This window comes from Hyphobacterium sp. (assembly GCF_965217055.1).
Classification (GTDB): Bacteria; Pseudomonadota; Alphaproteobacteria; order Caulobacterales; family Maricaulaceae; genus Hyphobacterium.
This window is the reverse complement of sequence record NZ_OZ244227.1, coordinates 1,892,407-1,910,667: the sequence shown is the minus strand read 5'-3', so window position 1 is coordinate 1,910,667 and position 18,261 is coordinate 1,892,407. Positions and strand designations below refer to the sequence as shown.

The 18,261-nt window shown below is 62.8% G+C and carries 18 protein-coding genes; 8 read left to right on the top strand and 10 right to left on the bottom strand.

Features of this window, described 5'->3' with window-relative positions; genetic code table 11:
* Positions 1-110 precede the first annotated feature (110 nt).
* Positions 111-2,174: a phosphonate ABC transporter, permease protein PhnE gene (phnE, locus tag ACOOFN_RS09565; protein WP_420430924.1), complete on the bottom strand. Its 2,064-nt coding sequence runs from the start codon at positions 2,172-2,174 to the stop codon at positions 111-113.
* On the bottom strand, positions 2,171-2,971 hold the full coding sequence (phnC, locus tag ACOOFN_RS09560) for a phosphonate ABC transporter ATP-binding protein (protein WP_420430923.1): 801 nt from the start codon (positions 2,969-2,971) through the stop codon (positions 2,171-2,173). Before phnC ends, phnE begins: the two co-directional genes overlap by 4 nt.
* 274 nt (positions 2,972-3,245) lie before the next feature.
* Between phnC and ACOOFN_RS09555 the strand changes: the two genes are divergently transcribed.
* The gene (locus ACOOFN_RS09555; protein WP_420430922.1) at positions 3,246-4,481 is read left to right on the top strand and encodes a type III PLP-dependent enzyme; all 1,236 of its coding nucleotides are present in this window, start codon (positions 3,246-3,248) and stop codon (positions 4,479-4,481) included.
* A gap of 20 nt (positions 4,482-4,501) precedes the next feature.
* On the top strand, positions 4,502-5,545 hold the full coding sequence (locus ACOOFN_RS09550; RefSeq protein WP_420430921.1) for a 1,9-bis(guanidino)-5-aza-nonane synthase: 1,044 nt from the start codon (positions 4,502-4,504) through the stop codon (positions 5,543-5,545).
* Here ACOOFN_RS09550 and ACOOFN_RS09545 read toward each other — a convergent pair.
* Both ACOOFN_RS09545 and ACOOFN_RS09540 read right to left on the bottom strand, forming a co-directional pair.
* Complete coding sequence (locus ACOOFN_RS09545) at positions 5,542-5,850, bottom strand: DUF1244 domain-containing protein (RefSeq protein WP_420430920.1); 309 nt, start codon at positions 5,848-5,850, stop codon at positions 5,542-5,544. The genes ACOOFN_RS09550 and ACOOFN_RS09545 overlap by 4 nt on opposite strands.
* Before the next feature lie 79 nt (positions 5,851-5,929).
* Positions 5,930-6,766, bottom strand: coding sequence for a DUF1206 domain-containing protein (locus ACOOFN_RS09540; protein WP_420430919.1), 837 nt, complete (start codon positions 6,764-6,766; stop codon positions 5,930-5,932).
* Between the two features lie 37 nt (positions 6,767-6,803).
* Here ACOOFN_RS09540 and ACOOFN_RS09535 point away from each other — a divergent pair, with 37 nt between their 5' ends.
* On the top strand, positions 6,804-7,883 hold the full coding sequence (locus ACOOFN_RS09535) for an aromatic ring-hydroxylating oxygenase subunit alpha (protein ID WP_420430918.1): 1,080 nt from the start codon (positions 6,804-6,806) through the stop codon (positions 7,881-7,883).
* Positions 7,880-9,187, top strand: coding sequence for an APC family permease (locus ACOOFN_RS09530; protein WP_420430917.1), 1,308 nt, complete (start codon positions 7,880-7,882; stop codon positions 9,185-9,187). Before ACOOFN_RS09535 ends, ACOOFN_RS09530 begins: the two co-directional genes overlap by 4 nt.
* Positions 9,188-9,203: 16 nt before the next feature.
* Here ACOOFN_RS09530 and ACOOFN_RS09525 read toward each other — a convergent pair whose 3' ends face one another.
* Both ACOOFN_RS09525 and ACOOFN_RS09520 read right to left on the bottom strand, forming a co-directional pair.
* Positions 9,204-9,551: a hypothetical protein gene (locus ACOOFN_RS09525; RefSeq protein WP_420430916.1), complete on the bottom strand. Its 348-nt coding sequence runs from the start codon at positions 9,549-9,551 to the stop codon at positions 9,204-9,206.
* Between the two features lie 75 nt (positions 9,552-9,626).
* Positions 9,627-10,481 carry a LytTR family DNA-binding domain-containing protein gene (locus ACOOFN_RS09520; protein ID WP_420430915.1) on the bottom strand — a complete coding sequence of 285 codons (855 nt, stop codon included), beginning with the start codon at positions 10,479-10,481 and terminating at the stop codon, positions 9,627-9,629.
* Between the two features lie 95 nt (positions 10,482-10,576).
* On the opposite strand from ACOOFN_RS09520, the gene ACOOFN_RS09515 reads away from it, so the two are divergent.
* From ACOOFN_RS09515 to ACOOFN_RS09505, 3 genes are all read left to right on the top strand, one after another.
* Positions 10,577-12,112, top strand: a complete 1,536-nt coding sequence (locus tag ACOOFN_RS09515) for an FAD-binding oxidoreductase (RefSeq protein WP_420430914.1) — start codon at positions 10,577-10,579, stop codon at positions 12,110-12,112.
* A 189-nt stretch (positions 12,113-12,301) separates the two neighbouring features.
* Entirely contained in the window at positions 12,302-13,048 is a 747-nt protein-coding gene (locus tag ACOOFN_RS09510; protein ID WP_420430913.1) for a DUF6544 family protein, read from the top strand.
* A 116-nt stretch (positions 13,049-13,164) separates the two neighbouring features.
* Entirely contained in the window at positions 13,165-13,821 is a 657-nt protein-coding gene (locus tag ACOOFN_RS09505) for a MarC family protein (RefSeq protein ID WP_420430912.1), read from the top strand.
* On the opposite strand, the gene ACOOFN_RS09500 is transcribed toward ACOOFN_RS09505, so the two are convergent.
* Positions 13,818-14,339, bottom strand: coding sequence for a hypothetical protein (locus ACOOFN_RS09500; protein WP_420430911.1), 522 nt, complete (start codon positions 14,337-14,339; stop codon positions 13,818-13,820). The two genes, ACOOFN_RS09505 and ACOOFN_RS09500, sit on opposite strands and share 4 nt — an antisense overlap.
* Before the next feature lie 131 nt (positions 14,340-14,470).
* Here ACOOFN_RS09500 and ACOOFN_RS09495 point away from each other — a divergent pair, with 131 nt between their 5' ends.
* A complete protein-coding gene (locus tag ACOOFN_RS09495) occupies positions 14,471-14,644 on the top strand; it encodes a hypothetical protein (protein ID WP_420430910.1) in 174 nt (57 codons plus the stop codon).
* A gap of 3 nt (positions 14,645-14,647) precedes the next feature.
* Here the strand turns inward: ACOOFN_RS09495 and ACOOFN_RS09490 are convergent, their stop codons facing one another.
* Genes ACOOFN_RS09490 through ACOOFN_RS09480 form a run of 3 tightly spaced genes read right to left on the bottom strand, consistent with a single transcriptional unit; the run spans position 14,648 to position 18,261 of the window.
* Entirely contained in the window at positions 14,648-16,201 is a 1,554-nt protein-coding gene (locus tag ACOOFN_RS09490) for a GNAT family N-acetyltransferase (RefSeq protein WP_420435055.1), read from the bottom strand.
* A 5-nt stretch (positions 16,202-16,206) separates the two neighbouring features.
* On the bottom strand, positions 16,207-17,043 hold the full coding sequence (aguB, locus tag ACOOFN_RS09485; protein ID WP_420430909.1) for an N-carbamoylputrescine amidase: 837 nt from the start codon (positions 17,041-17,043) through the stop codon (positions 16,207-16,209).
* A gap of 12 nt (positions 17,044-17,055) precedes the next feature.
* Positions 17,056-18,261 (bottom strand): serine hydrolase domain-containing protein, encoded by a 1,206-nt coding sequence (locus ACOOFN_RS09480; protein ID WP_420430908.1) that lies wholly within the window; start codon positions 18,259-18,261, stop codon positions 17,056-17,058.

Below are 18,261 nucleotides of genomic sequence, written 5' to 3'. Positions count from 1 at the left end.
AGGCATCCGGCGACGGTTTCATAACGCAAGAGATACACTTCGGTTACGCTCGCACATCGCTTTTTTGACAGGTCCAAGACGTATTCGTGACAGGTGTTTCCTTGTACGGATTACATCAGGCGCTTGCGCAGCACTTGCGACAGCATGTCGACCAGCGTGACGGCGATGATGATGATGCCGATGATGACAGCCGTCTTGCCGTACTCGAACGACCGGATGTTCTCGATCAGCACCTGGCCGATACCACCTGCGCCGATAAGACCGAGAATGGTGGCCGAGCGCGTGTTCGATTCAAACCGGTAGAGCGCATAGGACGCCCACAGTGGAATCACCTGCGGCACCACCGCCCAGGTCACCTCGTTCATCGGGCCGGCACCGGTGGCGCGCACGCCTTCGACCGGGCCTTCGTCAATTGATTCCACCGCCTCGGAGAACAGCTTGCCGAGTACGCCGGCCGTATGGAAGGCAAGCGCCAGAACGCCGGCGAACGGGCCAAGGCCGACAGCCGCGACGAAGACCGCGGCCACGACGAGCTCGTTGATCGCCCGCAGACCGTCCATGACGATCCGCACCGGCCGCCGGATCCAGAAAGGCGCGATGTTCGACGCGCCGAGCAGACCCAGCGGGATCGCCAGCACGACGGCGAAGAAGGTGCCCCACAGCGCGATCTGGATAGTGACGATGATCTGCTCGAGATAGTTCTGCCATTCCGAGAAATCGGGCCGCGCAAAGCCGGCCAGGTATTCGCCCATCCGGTCGGCATTGGCGCCGAGCAGCGGGAATTTGAACACTTCGGCTGACCAGAAGCTCCAGATCAGGAGGCCGAAGAATCCGCCCCAGATCACTGCGTCGATCAGCCGGTCGGTCATCAGCCGCGCCGGCGCGTATCTGGGCGGCTGGCTGATGAACATGATGAGGCCGAACACGCCGAGCCCGACCACAAGGCCGACCATCGCCCTGAACAGGGTCGGATCGCCGTCATCGGCCGAACGCCCCTGGGCCGCCTGTACGCCTTGCGGCGGCGGCGTGCCCTGGTCTCGAAGGAATGTCGTCACCAGCTCGGACACGGCGTTCTGATCGCCTTCCGGATTGGCGAGCATCGCGGCGCGCGCCGACTCGATTTGCAGTGATACGATCTGCGTGGCGATGGCGCGTTCCTGGATGGCGACTTCCGTCAAATCGGCTTCGACCTCGGCCAATTGCTCGCGCAGCTCGATCAGCTGCTCCTCGCGCAGCACGTCGTTGAGGTTGGTATCCGCCTCTACCGTTGCGATCTCGGACCGCAGCGATGCCCGCTGATCGATGAGTTCGAGCCGGCGGATCGGCAGGAAATGATCATTCGTCGCCGGCAGGAAGCCGCCCATCTCCAGCTCGCGGAGAATCCCCTGTTCGCGCGCGCGCTGATCGGTATCGCCGCGCCAGCCATAGGTCAGGAAAAACTCCTGGATGCGCGCCCGGACGTCAGCCGGCAGATCGCGCCGCCACATGATCGGATCGGTCTGGATCAGCGGTGATCGCCAGATCGTCCGGACGTTTTCCAGGACCTCCGGACGCGAGCGCTCCAGGCGCTCGATATTCGTCGTATTGTTGGTCGCCGCATCCAGCTGCGCATTGGCCACGGTGAGAAGGTTCGCCTCGTGGCTCGCGCGCGTGACCTGGTTGAAGCAATTCTGCGGATCGATTCCGCGTGGCGAGAAGATGTAGGCATTCGGCACCAGCGTGCCCGATGTCGACAGGGGATCGCCAAAACCGAAATTCAGACTGCCATCGCAAACCAGAAGATCGTCGATCGTCTGCAACGGGCTGTCGGCGGGCACAATGATGATTGACCGGTAGCCGAGCTGCCCGTCCGGATAAATGAATTTCGCGAACACTTCGGCATTCGCACGGCGCGCCGCTTCAAGACCAGAACGATTGGTCAGCCAGGCCAGCTGCACCTGGTCGGCGCGCATCGCTTCGACCACGCCTGTATAATCGCCGGCCGAGCGCAACACGATCTCGAAGCCGGTATCGTCCGCCATGTCCTCGACGAAGGGTTCCCAAAGGGCGAGCACGTTTTCCGATTGCTCGGTCGCGACCACGCCAAAGACGATCGTTGTCGTCTCTGAATCCTGCGCCACCGCAGCACTGGACAGTCCGAGCAGAGCGAGAAAGGCAAGGAGCCGCGCCATCATGCCGGTTCTCCTTCTTCGTCCAGCACCCCGATATACTCGTCGCCATAAATCTCGATCAGCCGCTCGCGCGTCAGTCCGCCCGTCGGCCCGTCATAGATGATCTCGCCATCCTTCAGCGCGACCGCACGCTTGCAGTATTTGAGCGCGTAATCGACCTGGTGCAGCGTCACCACGACGGTGATCCCATCCTGTTCGTTGAGCTCGGCCAGAAGCCGCATCACATTGCGCGCCGACACCGGATCGAGCGAGGCAATCGGCTCGTCCGCGAATATGGCACGCGCGCCCTGCACGAGCGCCCGCGCGATGGCGCCGCGCTGCTGTTGTCCGCCGGACAGATTCGCAGCCCGGTTGCCAGCATACTGGGCGATCCCGACCCGCTCCAGCGCATCCATCGCCTTCTTGCGGTCCGCGCTGGCGAACCGGCCGATCACGCCCTTCCAGGTCGGCATCCGGCCGAGCGCTCCGATCAGCACATTCGAATACAGGCTGATCCGCTTGACCAGGTTGAACTGCTGGAAAATGAACCCGATCTGGGCGCGCGCGCGGCGCACACCGCGCGACAGCTTGCCGGCTTCCTGGACACGGTCGCCGAACAGCCGCGTCACGCCGGAACTGGAATCCGCGGTCTGCAGACCGGCCGAAACGCGCAGCAAGGTCGACTTGCCCGAGCCCGAAGGACCGATCAGGGCGACGATCTCACCGGGCGCGACGGTCAGCGACACGCCTTTCAGCGCCTGTGTCGTACCAAAGGTAACATTGATGTTCTCGGCCAACAGGGCCGGTGTCGTTTCAGACATGAAGCTGTTGCCTCTTGAGGACTGCGGGTCTCACTAACCTCTGTTAGACGACGGTTTTGTGAAATAGGTGCAATTCGCGGCAGCGGGAATGAATCCTGAACGCCGACAGCCTAGCCGGATCAGCTTGTTTGTATAGGTTTCCAGGGCAGTATTCAGACCGCGCCCGCCGCCCCAATATTTCGCTTTACAGCTCCGCGGATTGGCCATAAATGGCGAGTCCCGGCGGAGGTGACGATGCCGGATTGGGTTAATAGCTGTCAGGGGGTTTCGTGCGTTGGACACGTTCAATACGCCCCTGGACCTGGTCCGCACTCGGCCCGTCGAGGTCCCGAATGTATGTATTCGGAAAGACCGGCTGGCCCTAGCGGTCCATTGGTTCCAGGAAAATTTCGATGGTGAGGTCCTCTACGCCGTAAAGGCGAACCCCTCGCCATGGGTCATCGACGGTCTATACGCCGCCGGCCAGCGCTGGTTCGACGTCGCGTCGCTGAACGAGATCCGGCTGATCGCCGAGCGTTGCCCGGACGCGACGATGGCCTTCCTGCATCCGGTCAAGAGTCGCGCAGCCATCCGCAGCGCCTATCACGAACACGGGGTCCGGATTTTCGCGCTCGATTGTGAAGACGAGCTCGACAAGATTGTCGCCGAAACCGGCAATGCAGACGATCTGATCCTTATCGTCCGCCTCGGCGTGTCCAATGCCGGAGCCGTGCTGCCGCTCGCGGGCAAGTTTGGCGCCAGTACGTTCGATGCGCCCGCGCTGATCGAAAAGGCCCGTCATGTCGCCTTCGAGCTTGGCGTCAGTTTTCATGTCGGCAGCCAGTGCATGGACCCGATGGCCTACCGCCAGGCCATGCTCGAGGCCAGCCGTCTGATTGCCCGCGCCGGCGTCACAGTTGACATCGTCGATGTCGGCGGAGGCTTCCCGTCGGTCTATCCCGGCCTCACCCCGCCGCCGCTGCAATCCTATATCGAGGTCATCGAAGCAGCTTTCGAGGAAATGATGGTGCTCGAGAACGCCGATCTGTGGTGCGAGCCCGGACGTGCCCTCGTAGCGGAAGCGGCGTCCGTTTTGACGCGTGTCGAGCTGCGCAAGGGTGACGCGCTGTACCTGAATGACGGCGCCTACGGCATGCTGTTCGACGCCACCCACGCAAAGTGGCCGTTCCCGATGCGGGTCTTCCGTGAAGAAGGTCAGCTAAACAGCGAAGTTTCGCCATTCCGCCTGTTCGGCCCGACCTGCGATTCGATCGATTCCATGCCCGGACCCTATGATCTGCCGGCGGATATCCGCGAGGGCGATGTCATCGAGATCGGCATGCTCGGCGCCTATGGCGAAGCGATGGCGACCCGGTTCAATGGCTTTGGCGAATACGAAATCGCGGAGATACGTGATTTCCCCTGGCAAAGCCTGTATGTCTCGAACCCGCAACAGGTCGAAGCCGAAAGCGCGGACATTGTCGCTTTCCCCCGCACCCGGCGCCGCCGCGAGCGCATGCGCCGCAGATAATCAACAGAAGAGAATTCCACATGGACAAGTCCAACAAGAAGGCGGAGCTCCTGTCTTCGCCGATCGAGCATATCGACATCACCGAGTTTGACGCCCGCCCGGTCATCGACGCCTGGGAGAAGATGTCATTCACCTCGCGTGATGCGGCGCGCGCAGCGCGCATTCTCAACTCGGCGGTCTCCGATCCGGATTGCTCGGTCATCCTGACCCTGGCTGGCTCCACCTCGGCCGGCGGCTGCATGCATGTCTGGCGCGACATGGTGCGCAACAACATGGTCGACGCCATCGTCGCCACCGGCGCATCCATCGTGGACATGGATTTCTTCGAAGCCCTGGGCTTCAAGCACTACCAGGCCAAGGATATTCCCGACGACCGCATCCTGCGCGATCTCTATATCGACCGGATCTACGACACCTATATCGACGAGGAAGAGCTGCAGGCCTGCGACCACACGATTGGCGAGATCGCCAATTCGCTGCCAGCCAAGCCGATCTCCTCGCGCGCCTTCATCCACGCCATGGGTAAATGGCTGGCTGACGGCAACGCCAAGAAGGAAGGCTCGCTGATCCAGGAATGCTATGAGCACGGCGTGCCGATCTTCGTGCCGGCCTTCGCCGACTGCTCGGCCGGGTTCGGTCTCGTCAAGCACCAGGTCGAGCGCATGAAAGCAGGCAAGCCCTACCTCTCGATTGACGCCGTCGCGGATTTCCGCGAGCTCACTGACATTAAGATCAAGGCGGGCACGACAGGCCTGTTCATGGTCGGGGGCGGCGTGCCGAAGAATTTCGCCCAGGACACCGTCGTCTGCGCGGAAATCCTCGGCCACGAAGTGCCGATGCACGCCTATGCCGTGCAGATCACCGTCGCCGATGTCCGCGACGGGGCGTGCTCCTCCTCGACGCTGAAAGAGGCCTGTTCCTGGGGCAAGGTCGATGTCGCGCTGGAGCAAATGGTCTATGCCGAAGCCACCACGGTGGCCCCGATGATCGTTTCCGACGTCTATCACCGCGAGGCCTGGAAGGACCGCAAGAAGCGCCGCTTCGCCGACATGTTCGAAGACTAGCCGGGCTTTCGCGCCTCGAACGCCGCCTGCTGTTCCGGAGTGGCCGGGGTCTGGAATTTCGCCTTCCAGTCGGCGTAAGGCATTCCGTAAATCCGTTCGCGGGCCTCGGCATCAGAAATGTCGAGGCCTTTTTCTTCGGCGGCGGCGCGATACCATTTCGACAGGCAGTTGCGGCAGAAATCAGCCAAGATCATCAGATCGATATTCTGGACATCCTTGCGCGCATCGAGATGCGCCAGGAGCCGCCGAAAAGCCGCGGCATCCAACGCATTCTGGTCGGCCTCGTTCAATTGGTCATGGGACATCGCTCGGCTCCTGCAGATGCTGCGCTCTTTATGACGCAGCAAGATGCGATGGCAAATCCCAAAGGAGCCTTCAGAACGTTCAGGTCCTGAATTTCAGAAAGGCCGCCTGGATCGCGGAGTAGAATCCGTACGCACCGATAATGCTTGCGCCCGATAGATAAAGCCAGAAACCGAAGGGCTGTTCGCGCAACCAGCCGAGCGTTTCTGCAAGCCCGCGCGCATCCGACGGTTCGCCGGCCAGCCCGCCCAGCACCGCGAAAATTCCGACCAGGCCAAACAACAAGCCGCGTCCGGCGATTGCGAAATAGGTCAGCGGCTTGCCGACCGTCTCCCAATCGCCGTGTTCCAGATCGTCTGCCCAGCGACCATCAATGGCGCGCCAGACCTGCGCCGCGCCGATGCCGATGAAGACCAGGCCCGGCAGGACGACCAGGACGCGTCCCAGCGGCATCGCCAGCAGCCAGCGCAGGGCGGTCTCTGTCGCACCCGGCCCGTTGCCGGTATTGGCGCCGAACGTGACCGCGATCGCGGCGATCGCGACGGCCGCATAGCTGGTTCCGGAAATCGCCATGCCGGCGCGCGCCACCAATCCCTTCATGTCATCACTCTCGTCGCGGACATCAAACACGGACAGCGTCCAGCGCCAGCCCGAATAAAGCAGCAATCCGGTCCCGATCGTGATCAACAACATCCGGCCGGGGGTCGTGCTTTCCAGCGACTGGAAGGCTTGCGTCGGTCCCATGCCGGCATCCGGTTCGCTCTCCAGAGCCGCGGCGCGCATCATCAATCCGGCGACCAGCCAGTAGACCAGCGCCCGGGCCGATAGCCCGATCTGTGCAATGCGATGATAGATGTCCGACGAGAGCAAATGGTGCGACATCAATCCATTACGCGCCGGCACCGCTATTGGTTCCACCTTGCCCGTCTGCTTGTTTGCGTCCTAGATGCAAGCCATGGGGACAAATGACTTCCAGACAGGGCCGCGCGACCCGGTCCGCCCGCTGAACGAGGCGCGCGCGCTCGACCCGTCCTTCTATCTTGGCCAGACCGTCTTTGATTTCGACCGGGAGAACATTCTCGCGCCCGGCTGGCAACTCGTGGCGCCCGCTGCGCTGGTCGAAAATCCTGGCGATCACGTCGTACGCGAAATCGGCGGCAAGCCGGTCCTGATCGTCCGCAATGCGGAGGGGCAGCTCAACGGCTTCTATAATGTCTGCCGTCACCGCGCCGGCCCGGTCGCACTATGCGATGGCACGGGCGCAAAGCGGCTGCGCTGCGCCTATCATGGCTGGATCTACGATCTCGACGGGCAACTGAAAGTCACGCCGCAAATGGAAGGCGCGAAGGATTTCGACATATCCGGCATCCGGCTGCCGGCGATCAATGTCGCGCAATGGTGCGGCATGATCTTCGCACGCGCCGGCGGTGGACCCGGTTTCGATGAATTCGCCGCTGACTTCGCGCCGCTTGCCGCGCCGGATCATCTCTCCGGCATGCATTACCATCACTCGCGCACCTATCCGGTCGCCGCGAACTGGAAGATATATATCGACAATTATCTCGAGGGCTATCACGTGCCGGTCGTGCATGAGGGGCTCAATGCCCTGATCGACTATGGTGATTATTCGATCGACCTTTCGAAATGGGCCTCGGTGCAGAAATCGCCGATGGATGATGCCGGCCTCTATGGCATTGGCGAGGCCCGCTACGTCTTCATCTGGCCCAACACCATGCTCAACATTCTGCCCGGACGGGTCCAGACCAATCGCGTGGTCGCCACCGGGCCGGCCAGCTGCGAGGTTGAATTTTCCTACTTCTACGTACCCGGCGAGGAATCGCGCGCGGCTGACGATGATCGCTTCTCCACCGAAGTCCAGGACGAGGACGCCATGATCTGCGAACGCGTCCAGAAAGGCCTCGCCTCCGGCAACTACACCCCAGGCCGCCTCTCACCACAGCAGGAATCCGCACTCTGGCACTTCCACAACCTCCTGCGCCGCGCTTACGGCACGGCAGAATCCGGGACCGAATGACCGACATCCAAACGCCTGATGGCGCAGCACCAGACTCCACCCGTCCGCTCGGCTTCTGGGGCTGCTGGTCGCTCACCGTCGGGGTGATGATCGGCTCCGGCATATTCCTCCTGCCCACCGTGCTCGCCCCCTACGGCCTGATGAGTTTCGGCGGATGGCTGGTCACCGGCGGTTCCTCCATCCTTCTGGCGCTGGTACTCGCCCGCCTCGCCGGACGCACCACGCGGACCGGTGGCCCCTATGCCTATGCCCATGACGCCTTCGGCGATCTGCCCGGCTTTCTTATCGCCTGGGGCTATTGGGCATCGGTATGGATCGCCACCCCGACCATCGCCCTGGCCTTTGTCGGCTATCTCTCTGTGTTCTTTCCGCAATTGAGCGCCAACCCGGCCGCGCAGGCGGCGATTGCGCTGGCGCTGCTGTGGACGCTGACCCTCATATCGATCCGCGGCGTCCGCGAGGCGGGGCTCGTCCAGCTCGCCATGACCATCTTGAAACTCATCCCGCTGATTCTGGTCATCATCGCCGGACTGATCGCCGGTTCGCCCGACAATCTGCCGGAGCTCAACCCGCAGGGCGGACATCCGCTCGCCGTTCTGGCCACGACCGCGCTTCTCACCATGTGGGCTTTCGCCGGCATGGAGGCCGGGGTCATCCCCGCCGGCGAGGTCGCCAACCCGCAAAAGACCATGCCGCGCGCCATCGTGACGGGCGTCATCACGGTAACGCTGGTCTATATCGGATCGACCGCTGCGGTGATGCTGCTCATTCCCGCCGACCAGCTGGCAACTTCCACCTCGCCCTTTTCCGATGCCGCCCGCGTGCTCGGCTCCTGGGGACCGCCCCTCGTCGCCTTCGGTGCATTGGTCTCGACCGCCGGATCGCTCAACGGCAACATATTTACCTCAGGCCAGATGCCGCTGGCCGTGGCGCTCGACCGGCTGGCGCCGAAATTCCTGGCGGTCCGGAACAAGGGCCACGCCCCCTACTGGTCGCTTCTCCTTGCGACCTCGGTCTCGTCCGTCCTGCTCCTGCTCAATTTTTCGCGCGGCCTCGTCGGTGCGTTCACTTTCCTGTTGATGATGAGCACGCTCACCACGCTCATCCCGCTGCTTGTCAGCGCGCTCGCCGAATTCAAATATTCATGGCGCACCGCGCGTGGCTGGGCGGCCGTCGCGGTCGCCGGCGCGCTTTATTCGGTGTTCGCGATTCTGGGCTCCGGTCTCGTAGTTCTCGCCTGGGGCGCTCTGCTGCTCGCCGCCGGTGTGCCGGTCTTCTATCTCGGACGGCAACGCAAGGACTGAGAGCGCTGCAAGGCGTTTATCGAATCCGCAACGCGCCAAACGCGACCAGCAGGGCCAGCACGACCGGCAAGGCCGATATCAGGGCAAATCCGGTATTGCCGGATAGCAGGATCATCAGGGCGGACACCGCGAAACCGGCCGCCATCAACAGCCCGGCGACTATCCGCATGCGCTTGAAGATGACGAGCACCGCCCCGCTCACCTGAAGCAGACCCAGCGCGATCATCCAGCGCGGATCGACACCCAATGCATCAAAGAAGGCGACTTCCGGCTCTGCCATGACAAGCTTGGCGACTCCGGCCGCGAGGCTAAGCAGGCTGACCGCCACCACTAGGACGATGAAGGCGATCCGGATGATTTTCAATTCAATGTCCCCTCGCCAAGCCTTCACCGGACGAACATGGCAATTTCCGCTTCGCTGCGCCAGCAACAATCGGCTTCATTGCTCCGCGTCTGCAACAAAGCGCCGACTGCCGCGAACCTCGCGGCCCGATGCCAGACGATAGACCACATCACCCTTGGTGGTTTTCCGCGATTCTTCCACTTTCGAGAAATCCAGGATCCATGATCTGTGCACCCGGCGGAAATCGCACCCTGCTGCCGTTAACAGGTCGAGGGCTTCGGCAAGCGACAGGCGCGCATGATGGCTCCCGTTGGCCGTGTGGATGAACACGTAATTCCCGTCCGCCTTGGCGGCTTCAACATCGCCGGCCGCCAAGTAAACGGTCTTGCCGCCGCATTTCAGCACCAGCCTTTGCTCGCTCGAGGCGGCGTTTCTGGCCTCCCGGCGCTCGGCGTCTGCGATCTCGAACCCTCGCGTCAGATGAATGAGGATCAGGATGGTCGCATAGGTGACGACGTCCTTCCGGTAATCATAGAGAACGTCCTCGACCGGGTTTCGCAGATAGGTGTATTCGCCGCCGATCACCGCCACCCAGTAGAGCTCCCGCACCAGCACCATCAACAGGATATGCAGGCCGGAAAATGCGATGCTCCCGGCGGCGTGAATTCCGATCACTGCAGGCAGGCGGCCCGGGACGAGCGGCCACCTCGAGGCCAATTCCCAGACCAGGAAGAAAAGCCCCGCACTCACCAGCAGGCTCGAACCTTCCAGCAGCCAGGGCACATGCCAGGCGACGTCGATCCCGGCGCGCGCATTCTCGGTGGATCGCGACAGCGCGCTGACGATCCAGAAGGCCAGCGACAGCCCGAAGAAAAGCAACGCCGCTTTCCACTTCGCGCGCCGCTCGATCGCCGCATCGGTTCCGGGCGTATCCACCGCCATCCCGTTCATCCCGCCAATCCTCCGGTCGGCACATTTCATCGGACAATGTCGCCAGCTGTCCTTATGCAAGAACGACCGCAAACCGGCGGCACCGTCAATTCCTGATGACCCGACGTAAAATGATCAAAGCAGCGCGAAACTGGATGAAGCCGACCCGGCGGGCACTCCTTGCCGCAGGTATCGGCACGATTGCCGCTGGAACCTGGCAGCGCTACCGCCGGTCGGAAGCCGCCAATGCATACGGCTTGGCGCAGGCGGAGCTCTCGCGCTTTCGGGCGGCCCTGGACGGCGACGTCATTCTGCCCGCCGACACCGCTTATGAAACCGCACGCCGCACCGCCAGCTACAATCCGCTCACCAGTTTTCGCCCGGCCGCCATCGTCTATTGCGAAAGCGCCCGGGACGTCGCGCGCTGTATAGAATTTGCGCGCGCGAACGAATTGCCGCTGTCGACGCGAAGCGGCGGCTGCGACATCCTCGGACAGTCAAGTTGCGATCGCGGGATTGTCGCTGACCTGTCGCTGATCAACGGCGTCGGCATCAATCACGCCAATCGCCGCGCGACAATCGGCGCCGGCGCGCGGGCGGGCCTCGTCAACGCTGATCTCGGCGCGGCAGGGCTCGCCATACCCCTGGGCTGTGATCCCGTGGTCGGTGTCGGCGGGCTCACGCTTGGCGGCGGTCTTGGCTGGCTCCTGGGCAAGCACGGCACGGCCAGCGACAATATGGTATCGGCAAGACTGGTGACTGCAGACGGCGAGATCGTCGATGCCTCACGTGACGACAATCCGGACCTGTTCTGGGCGCTCAATGGCGGCGGCGGCAATTTCGGCATTGTCACCGCGATCAGTTTCCGGACCCAGGCGTTCCGCCAAGTCATCGGCGGCTACATCGTCTATGCCATGGACCACGCCGCCGATTTCCTGATGGCCTATCCAGCGCTGATGCAGGCCGCGCCGCGCGAGCTCATGGTCGAGCTCGCCATCATCGGGACCGTCCAAGGCCCGGTGCTCGTCGCCATGACCTGTTTTCCCGGCTCGGCGGAGGACGCCGCTGCCGCGCTCCAGCCCTTCTTCGACATCGTCCCGCCGGTCGCCGACGATATCGGCCTGCGCGATTATCCTTCGGTTGGTACCCCGTCGGCCGACATGATCGCGCGCTTCCCCGCCCCGCCGGTCGAGACGCCGGCGGGTGCCGGGGAGATCGACAATTTCAATCACTGGCGCGGCTGCAATCTCACGCAGATCGACGCCGTGTCGGCCGCCACAATCGTCGCCGCCATGCGCAACGCCCCGCCCGGCGGCACATTCGGGCTCGGTCACTTCATGAAGGGCGCCGCGCTCGAGGCGTCAGCCGGGCACACCGCGATGCCGCGCCATGCCGGCAGCATGTGTGCCTATTTCTCGGCCTCCTGGCGTCATGCCGGACAGGCGGCCGCGCACATGGCCTGGGTGGACCAGGCGAATGAGGCTCTGGGCGCACGCTCGGATACCCCGACCTATGTGAATTATCTGGCGTCCAATGCCGAAACCGACATCCGCAGTACCTATGGCGAAAACTACGAACGCCTGCGCGCCATCAAATCCCGCTGGGACCCGGAGAATATCTTCCGGAATAATAGGAATATCCGAGCATTTTAGGGCTCGCCACCTGGAGCTGAAACCCGCGACTCGATGTGATACACCGCAGGCATCGCGGCGATCAGGGCGCCAACGCCGGAGGCTCGGAAAGTGATCTTTGCTTGGCTTGCACTGCCATTGCTCCTCGGCGCTGTTCTCGCATTTCTTGTTTGCTGGCGAAGGCTCGACCATCGAGCCGACCGCGCAGAAATGGCGCGGCTGAGCATGCTTCAACCGGCCAACCCGCCCGAATTCAGTCGCGACATGATTGCCGATCTGCCGGAACCGGCACGGCGATATTTCACCTTTGCCATTTCCGAAGGCACACCCCTGCGGACGGTGGTTCGACTGAAAATGGAGGGCCGTTTTGGCATGGGCGACAAGAGCGCGCCCGGCTACCAGTCCATGCAGGCCGATCAGGTTCTGGCAGCGCCTTACGGTTTCGTCTGGTCCATGACGGCCGGTTCCGGGATGATGCACTTGTCCGGCTCTGATAGCGGGTCGTGGACCCGGTTCTGGCTGGCCGGCCTTTTTCCGGTAGCCCGCCTCGGTGGAGAGCCTGACCACGCCCGGTCGGCGTTCGGCCGCTATATAGCCGAATCCGTGTTCTGGTCGCCAGCGGCGCTACTGCCCGGTCCCGGCGTGTCTTGGATGGCGGTATCCGAAAACATGGCCCGCGTGACGGTTCAGCTCGGGGAGTTGAAGCAGGCCGTCGATATCTCGGTCGACGCGCAGGGCCAGCTGCAATACGTGAAATTCGAACGATGGAGCAACGCCAATTCAGACAAGACCTATCGGTTGCAGCCATTTGGCGGGTATCTGTCGGAGTATCGAGAATTTTCTGGCTTTCGATTACCGACCCATGTCGAGGCGGGAAACCGGTTCGAAACCGATACCTACTTTCCCTTCTTCATAGCCGACGTGACCAAGATCACCTTTCCCGGCAGCGGCTCATGACGCCTCCTGCACAAACCCGCCATGCAAGAGCGGGTATCGCCAATCCGGAATGCCCGTGCTAGGGGCGATGCCAATCTGACAATCCGAGACACGCTGAAACCCCGGACAAATCTGCCATGGAAGCTTTCGACCTTGCCCTGCTGACCGCCAGCTTCGTGACCTTCTTTGTGGTCATCGACCCGATTGGCGTGGCGCCGATTTTCGGGGCGCTGACCGATGGCTCGACGCCGGCGCACCGTCGTCACATGGCGATCAAGTCGGTGGCGATCGCGACCGGGGTCCTGATCCTCTTTGCCTATGGCGGCGAATGGCTCCTGGGCGCACTGCATATCAGCCTCGACGCCTTCCGCGCCGCGGGCGGCGTCCTGCTCTTCATGATCGCGCTCGACATGATCTTCGAGAAGCGCACCGAGCGCCGCTCCGAGCGCGCCGACAAAATGTCCGACGAAGACGACACGATTGCCGGCACAAATGAGGACATCTCGGTTTTTCCGATGGCAATCCCCATGCTGGCCGGGCCCGGCGCGATTGCCTCGATCATGCTCTTCATGTCCAGTGATGGCGGTAGCGCACTCGGCCAGCTCGCCATTTTTGGCGGGCTCGCCGCCAACCTCGTCATGTGCCTGGTGATCTTCCTCGCGGTCGGCCCGCTGATGCGGATTATCGGCGACACGCTCGCCGCCATGATTACCCGCATCCTCGGCGTCATTCTCGCCGCGCTGGCCGCGCAATTCATCTTCGACGGCATCGCCGGCGCGCTGCTGGCGGGTTAATCGACCCGCCGCAGCCGCATTTCGTGGACCTGGACGGTCTCGCCGGATGGCAGGACCTGCTCGCCGGTCTCGATCCACACACCGTGCTCCACGACGCTCTCATAGCGGATCGTCATCGGCCCGGCGTCGAGCACCCAGATATAGCCGTTGTCGGTCAGCTCGGGCGTGGTTTCCATAGTGTAGCCGGGCGCCACGACCGAGCGCATCCGATAACTGCCATCGCGCTCCTGCCAGATCACGCCAAAGGCATTGTGGATCTCTCGCGCTGCGTCACCCTCGCCCGCCATACCGGTTCCGACAATCGAAATGGCATGGCCTCCGGCGCGCGCCATCAGCCTCTCCTCGATCCGGTAGACCTGGCGCTCGCCCTGCGGCGAAAGCCGCCAGCCCTCGCCCTGCCAATGGCCGAGCATGTAGTACAGCGCCTCGGCCGGTGGCAGCGCCTCCGGCGGCTGTTGCGACTGTGCAATGCCCGCAATCATCCCCAACGACGCGATCACCATCAACGCATGCTTCATCCCGCTTCTCCCACTAACTTTTATTATTAAAGTTCTTTATTCATGCGGTGTCAACGGGAACCACAATCCTGCCGCAAGCGTTTTTTAAAGACTCTCGTGTATCCTTTGGGCCCTTGAGGAGAGACGCCGCCATGTTGAGGCTTGCGACATTCCTGACAGTCCTGGCGCTGGTGCTGACCGGCGTGACGGCGAGTGCCGTCGCCTTTACGCAAGGCAATATAAATGCCGGCATCGCCTTCCTGTGGCCCGCCCTTGCGATTGCGCTCGTGCTCGGCATGGCGCTGCCGCGCCGCAACGCAGCCTAAAGCCTAGCGCTTGTTCCAGACCACCCGGTAGAGATCGAAACGGCGATCGCGCAGATTGCGCACTGTGCCGGAATGCCGCGCGGCGGTCAGATCGTCGAGCCGGACGTCCGCGACAGCGATGGTTTCGACATTCTCTGTCGCCACGGCCGCCAGTCCGTCGCGCGCAAACGGGAAATCGCACGGCGTGATCACCGCGCTTTCCGCGTAATTGATGTCCATGTTCTCGACATCGGGCAGATTGCCGACATTGCCCGCCGTGACCACGAAGACCTGGTTCTCGATCGCGCGAGCATGGGCGCAATAGCGCACCCGCAAATGCCCGGTCCGGTCGTCTGTCGCGTAAGGCACGAAGAGGATGCCGGCGCCTTCATCGGCGAGCTTACGCGCCAGCTCCGGGAATTCCGCATCATAGCAGATCAGAATGCCGATTGGACCGCAATCCGTGTCGATCGTGCGCACCTCGTCACCGCCCTTTATGCCCCACCAGAAGCGTTCGTTCGGCGTCGGGTGGATCTTTTCCTGGGCATGCACCGATCCGTCGCGCAGGAAGACGTAGGCGACATTCTGGATGTCGCCATCCTCGGTTTCGGTGGGATGCGACCCGCCGATAATGTTGATGTTGTAACCGACCGCCAGCCCTCGCATGAACTCGATGAAGCGCGGCGTATGGCGGCTCAGGGCCGCGATCGATTCTTCCGGTGTCAGCTTGCGCTTTTCCAGCGCCAGCAGGGCGACGGTGAACATTTCCGGAAATACGCAGAAATCGGCGCGATAATCGGAACAGACATCGACGAAATACTCGATATTTCGCTCGAATTTTTCGAGGCTTTCCTCGGCCCGCGCCTGGAACTGGACGGCCGCCACGCGGATCGTGCGCGGCTCAGAGCGCACGGGGACCTTCTCCGATGGCTCATAGGCCGGGTTGCGCCAGCACATCAGCACGGCATAACCGAGCGATTCCCGGTCTTCCGGATAATAGTCCTTCAGCAGGCGCACGGGTTCGAAGCCCAGCCGCGTCTGGAATGACAGGACCGGGTCCTTGGCCTTCTTCTCGCGGATTGCTTCGAGATAGTCTTCCGCCGAGCCGAACTCCTTGATCTTGCGGCGCAGGGACGGCATCCGGGCTCCGAAAACGATGCCTTTCAGCCCCCAGTCCTCACATAGCGCACGGCGGGCGTCATACAGCCGCTGGCCCAGGCGGATGCGGCGGACATTCGGGTCAACTGCGACCTCGGCGCCATACAGCCAGTCGCCGTCCGGATTGTGCAGCGAGCCATAGCCATGGCCGGAAATGCTGTCGAGCGAATGATCGCCGAAGGCCAGGGCCTCATCGACAATGAAAGTCGACGCCCAGCCCGCCAGTTCGCCGTCGAGCTCGACCACGAACTGGCCTTCCGGAAACCGCTCGAGCCGGCCGCGGATCATGCCCGGCGAATCCGGTTCCATCTTCGGGAAGGCGCGCATTTGCAGCGCGATAATGTCATCAATGTCGCGCGGTTCGGCATTGCGGATCGCCAGGCGCGCAGACTTGGTTTGCGGGTTCTTGTCGTCGCCCATCTCGCTCACCGATAGAACTCCGGGCGGCGGTCGCGAAAGAAACCCCACGCGGCACGGTGCCGGTTCAGGAAATCGAGATCAAACTCCGCCGATATGTGCCCGGTCTCTGCCCGGCCGAGGTCCGCCACTACGCCGCCGGTGTGATCGGCAATGAAGGACGTGCCGTAGAAAACCTGGCCATTCTCGTCGCCGACGCGGTTTGCGGCGACGACGGGGATCACGTTCGACACCGCATGGCCCTGCATCGCCCGGCGCCAGCGCGCGGCCGTGTCGAGACTGTCATCATGCGGTTCCGAGCCGATCGCGGTCGGATACATCAGCACGTCCGCGCCCATCATCGCCATAGCGCGTGCAGCTTCTGGGAACCATTGATCCCAGCAGATGCCGACGCCGATGCGGCCGTGTTTTGTCGGCCAGACCTTGAAGCCGGTATCCCCGGGCCGGAAATAGTATTTCTCCTGGTATCCCGGCCCGTCCGGGATATGGCTCTTGCGGTAAACGCCCAGCGCCGCGCCGTCCGCGTCAAGCATCACAAGCGAGTTATAGTAACACGGCCCGTCCTTCTCGAAGATCGACACCGGGATCGCGACACCGAGCTCTGCCGCGAGCGGTTGCAGTGCGGTCACGCATGGATGCTCCAGGGCCGGATAGGCCGTCTCGAACCAGTGTTCTTCCTGCGTCTTGCAGAAATACGGACCCTGGAATAATTCCGGCGGCAGGATCACCTGCGCGCCGTCGCCTGCCGCAGCACGCACAAGCGCGGTCACTGTCTTGATATTCTCGTCGATATCGGTGCCGAACGGCGCCTGCAGCGCCGCGACTTTCAGCCTGTTTCCGGCCATGAATTGTCCGTTCTATTCGTCGAGCTGGTCGATCCAGTCACCCGGCCCGTCGCCCGTGCGCAAGTCCATCAGCGTCGGGAACAGCCACCAGGGCGCGTCACCGTCCGCATTCCACAGGCCCACATACGCAAAACCGGTCGCCGGTTCCAGATAGATTTGCGCACCGTATCCGGAAAGATAGCCGGAATGGGTCAGCAATTGCCGGCCATTCCAGTCATAGGTGCGCCACCCCAGCCCGTAACCCGTGGAGTTGATACGCTCTGACAGGCGGTAGAGCCGACGTGTCTGTTCGGGCGTGTCGCCCTGGCTGGCGTGAACCCGCTGGATCACGGCCTGTGGGAGCCGCCCGCTGATCCCGAGGTGCGCCTGTGCATAGGCGATCATGTCGCGCAGCGAGACATTGACGCCGGCCGCGGACACCGTTGTGTCATAAGCCGACTCAGGATCGCCGGCGACCGGCAGTCCACCGACCCGCTCGCGGCGGCGGTGCGGGCGCGCCCAGCTTTCTGCAGTGATCAGATCGTCAACGCCGATTGTTGCATCGGGCATCCCGACACGCTCGAACATCCAGGCCCGCATGGCCTGTTCGAATGGCAGGCCGGCGGCCTGTGCACCCAGTGTCTCGAGACTGGTGAACGTCACATTCTGATAGGAATAACAGGTCCCCGGCCGGCACACGGCACGCTGTGTCCGGAACCGGTTGCGCAGATCATAGAGCGCAACGCCGCTCTCCATCTGGCGGTCCAGTGCGTGCGGCACCAGTCCGGTGCGCTGGGCGAGGATCTGTGTCGCTGTGGCGCTGCGCCCGTGCGGCAATGGCAGCAATTCGCGCGGCACGCTTTCATTGAGCGAAAGTCGGCCCTCATGTTCAAGCAGCGCCATCAATGTCCCGGTCATGCCCTTCGATACCGACGCTGCCCGGAACAGGGTACGATCGGTGACCGGATCACCCGACCCGACGGCCACTTCACCCCCGGTGTAAACCATGACCAGCTCGCCCTGATCGATGACGGCGACAGCCAGCCCGGCCATGTAATCGCGCGCGACAACCTCGTCGAGACGCTCACGGAAGGCGTTGAGATAGGTGAGCCGTGTATCGTAGCGGGGTGGTGTCAGAACCAGCGTCGGTTCCATCGCGGCAATGACGGCGGGCGTGATTTGCGCATAAAGAGCCGGGCTGGACGCCGCCGACGGGGCGGTCCAGCTACACAGAATCAA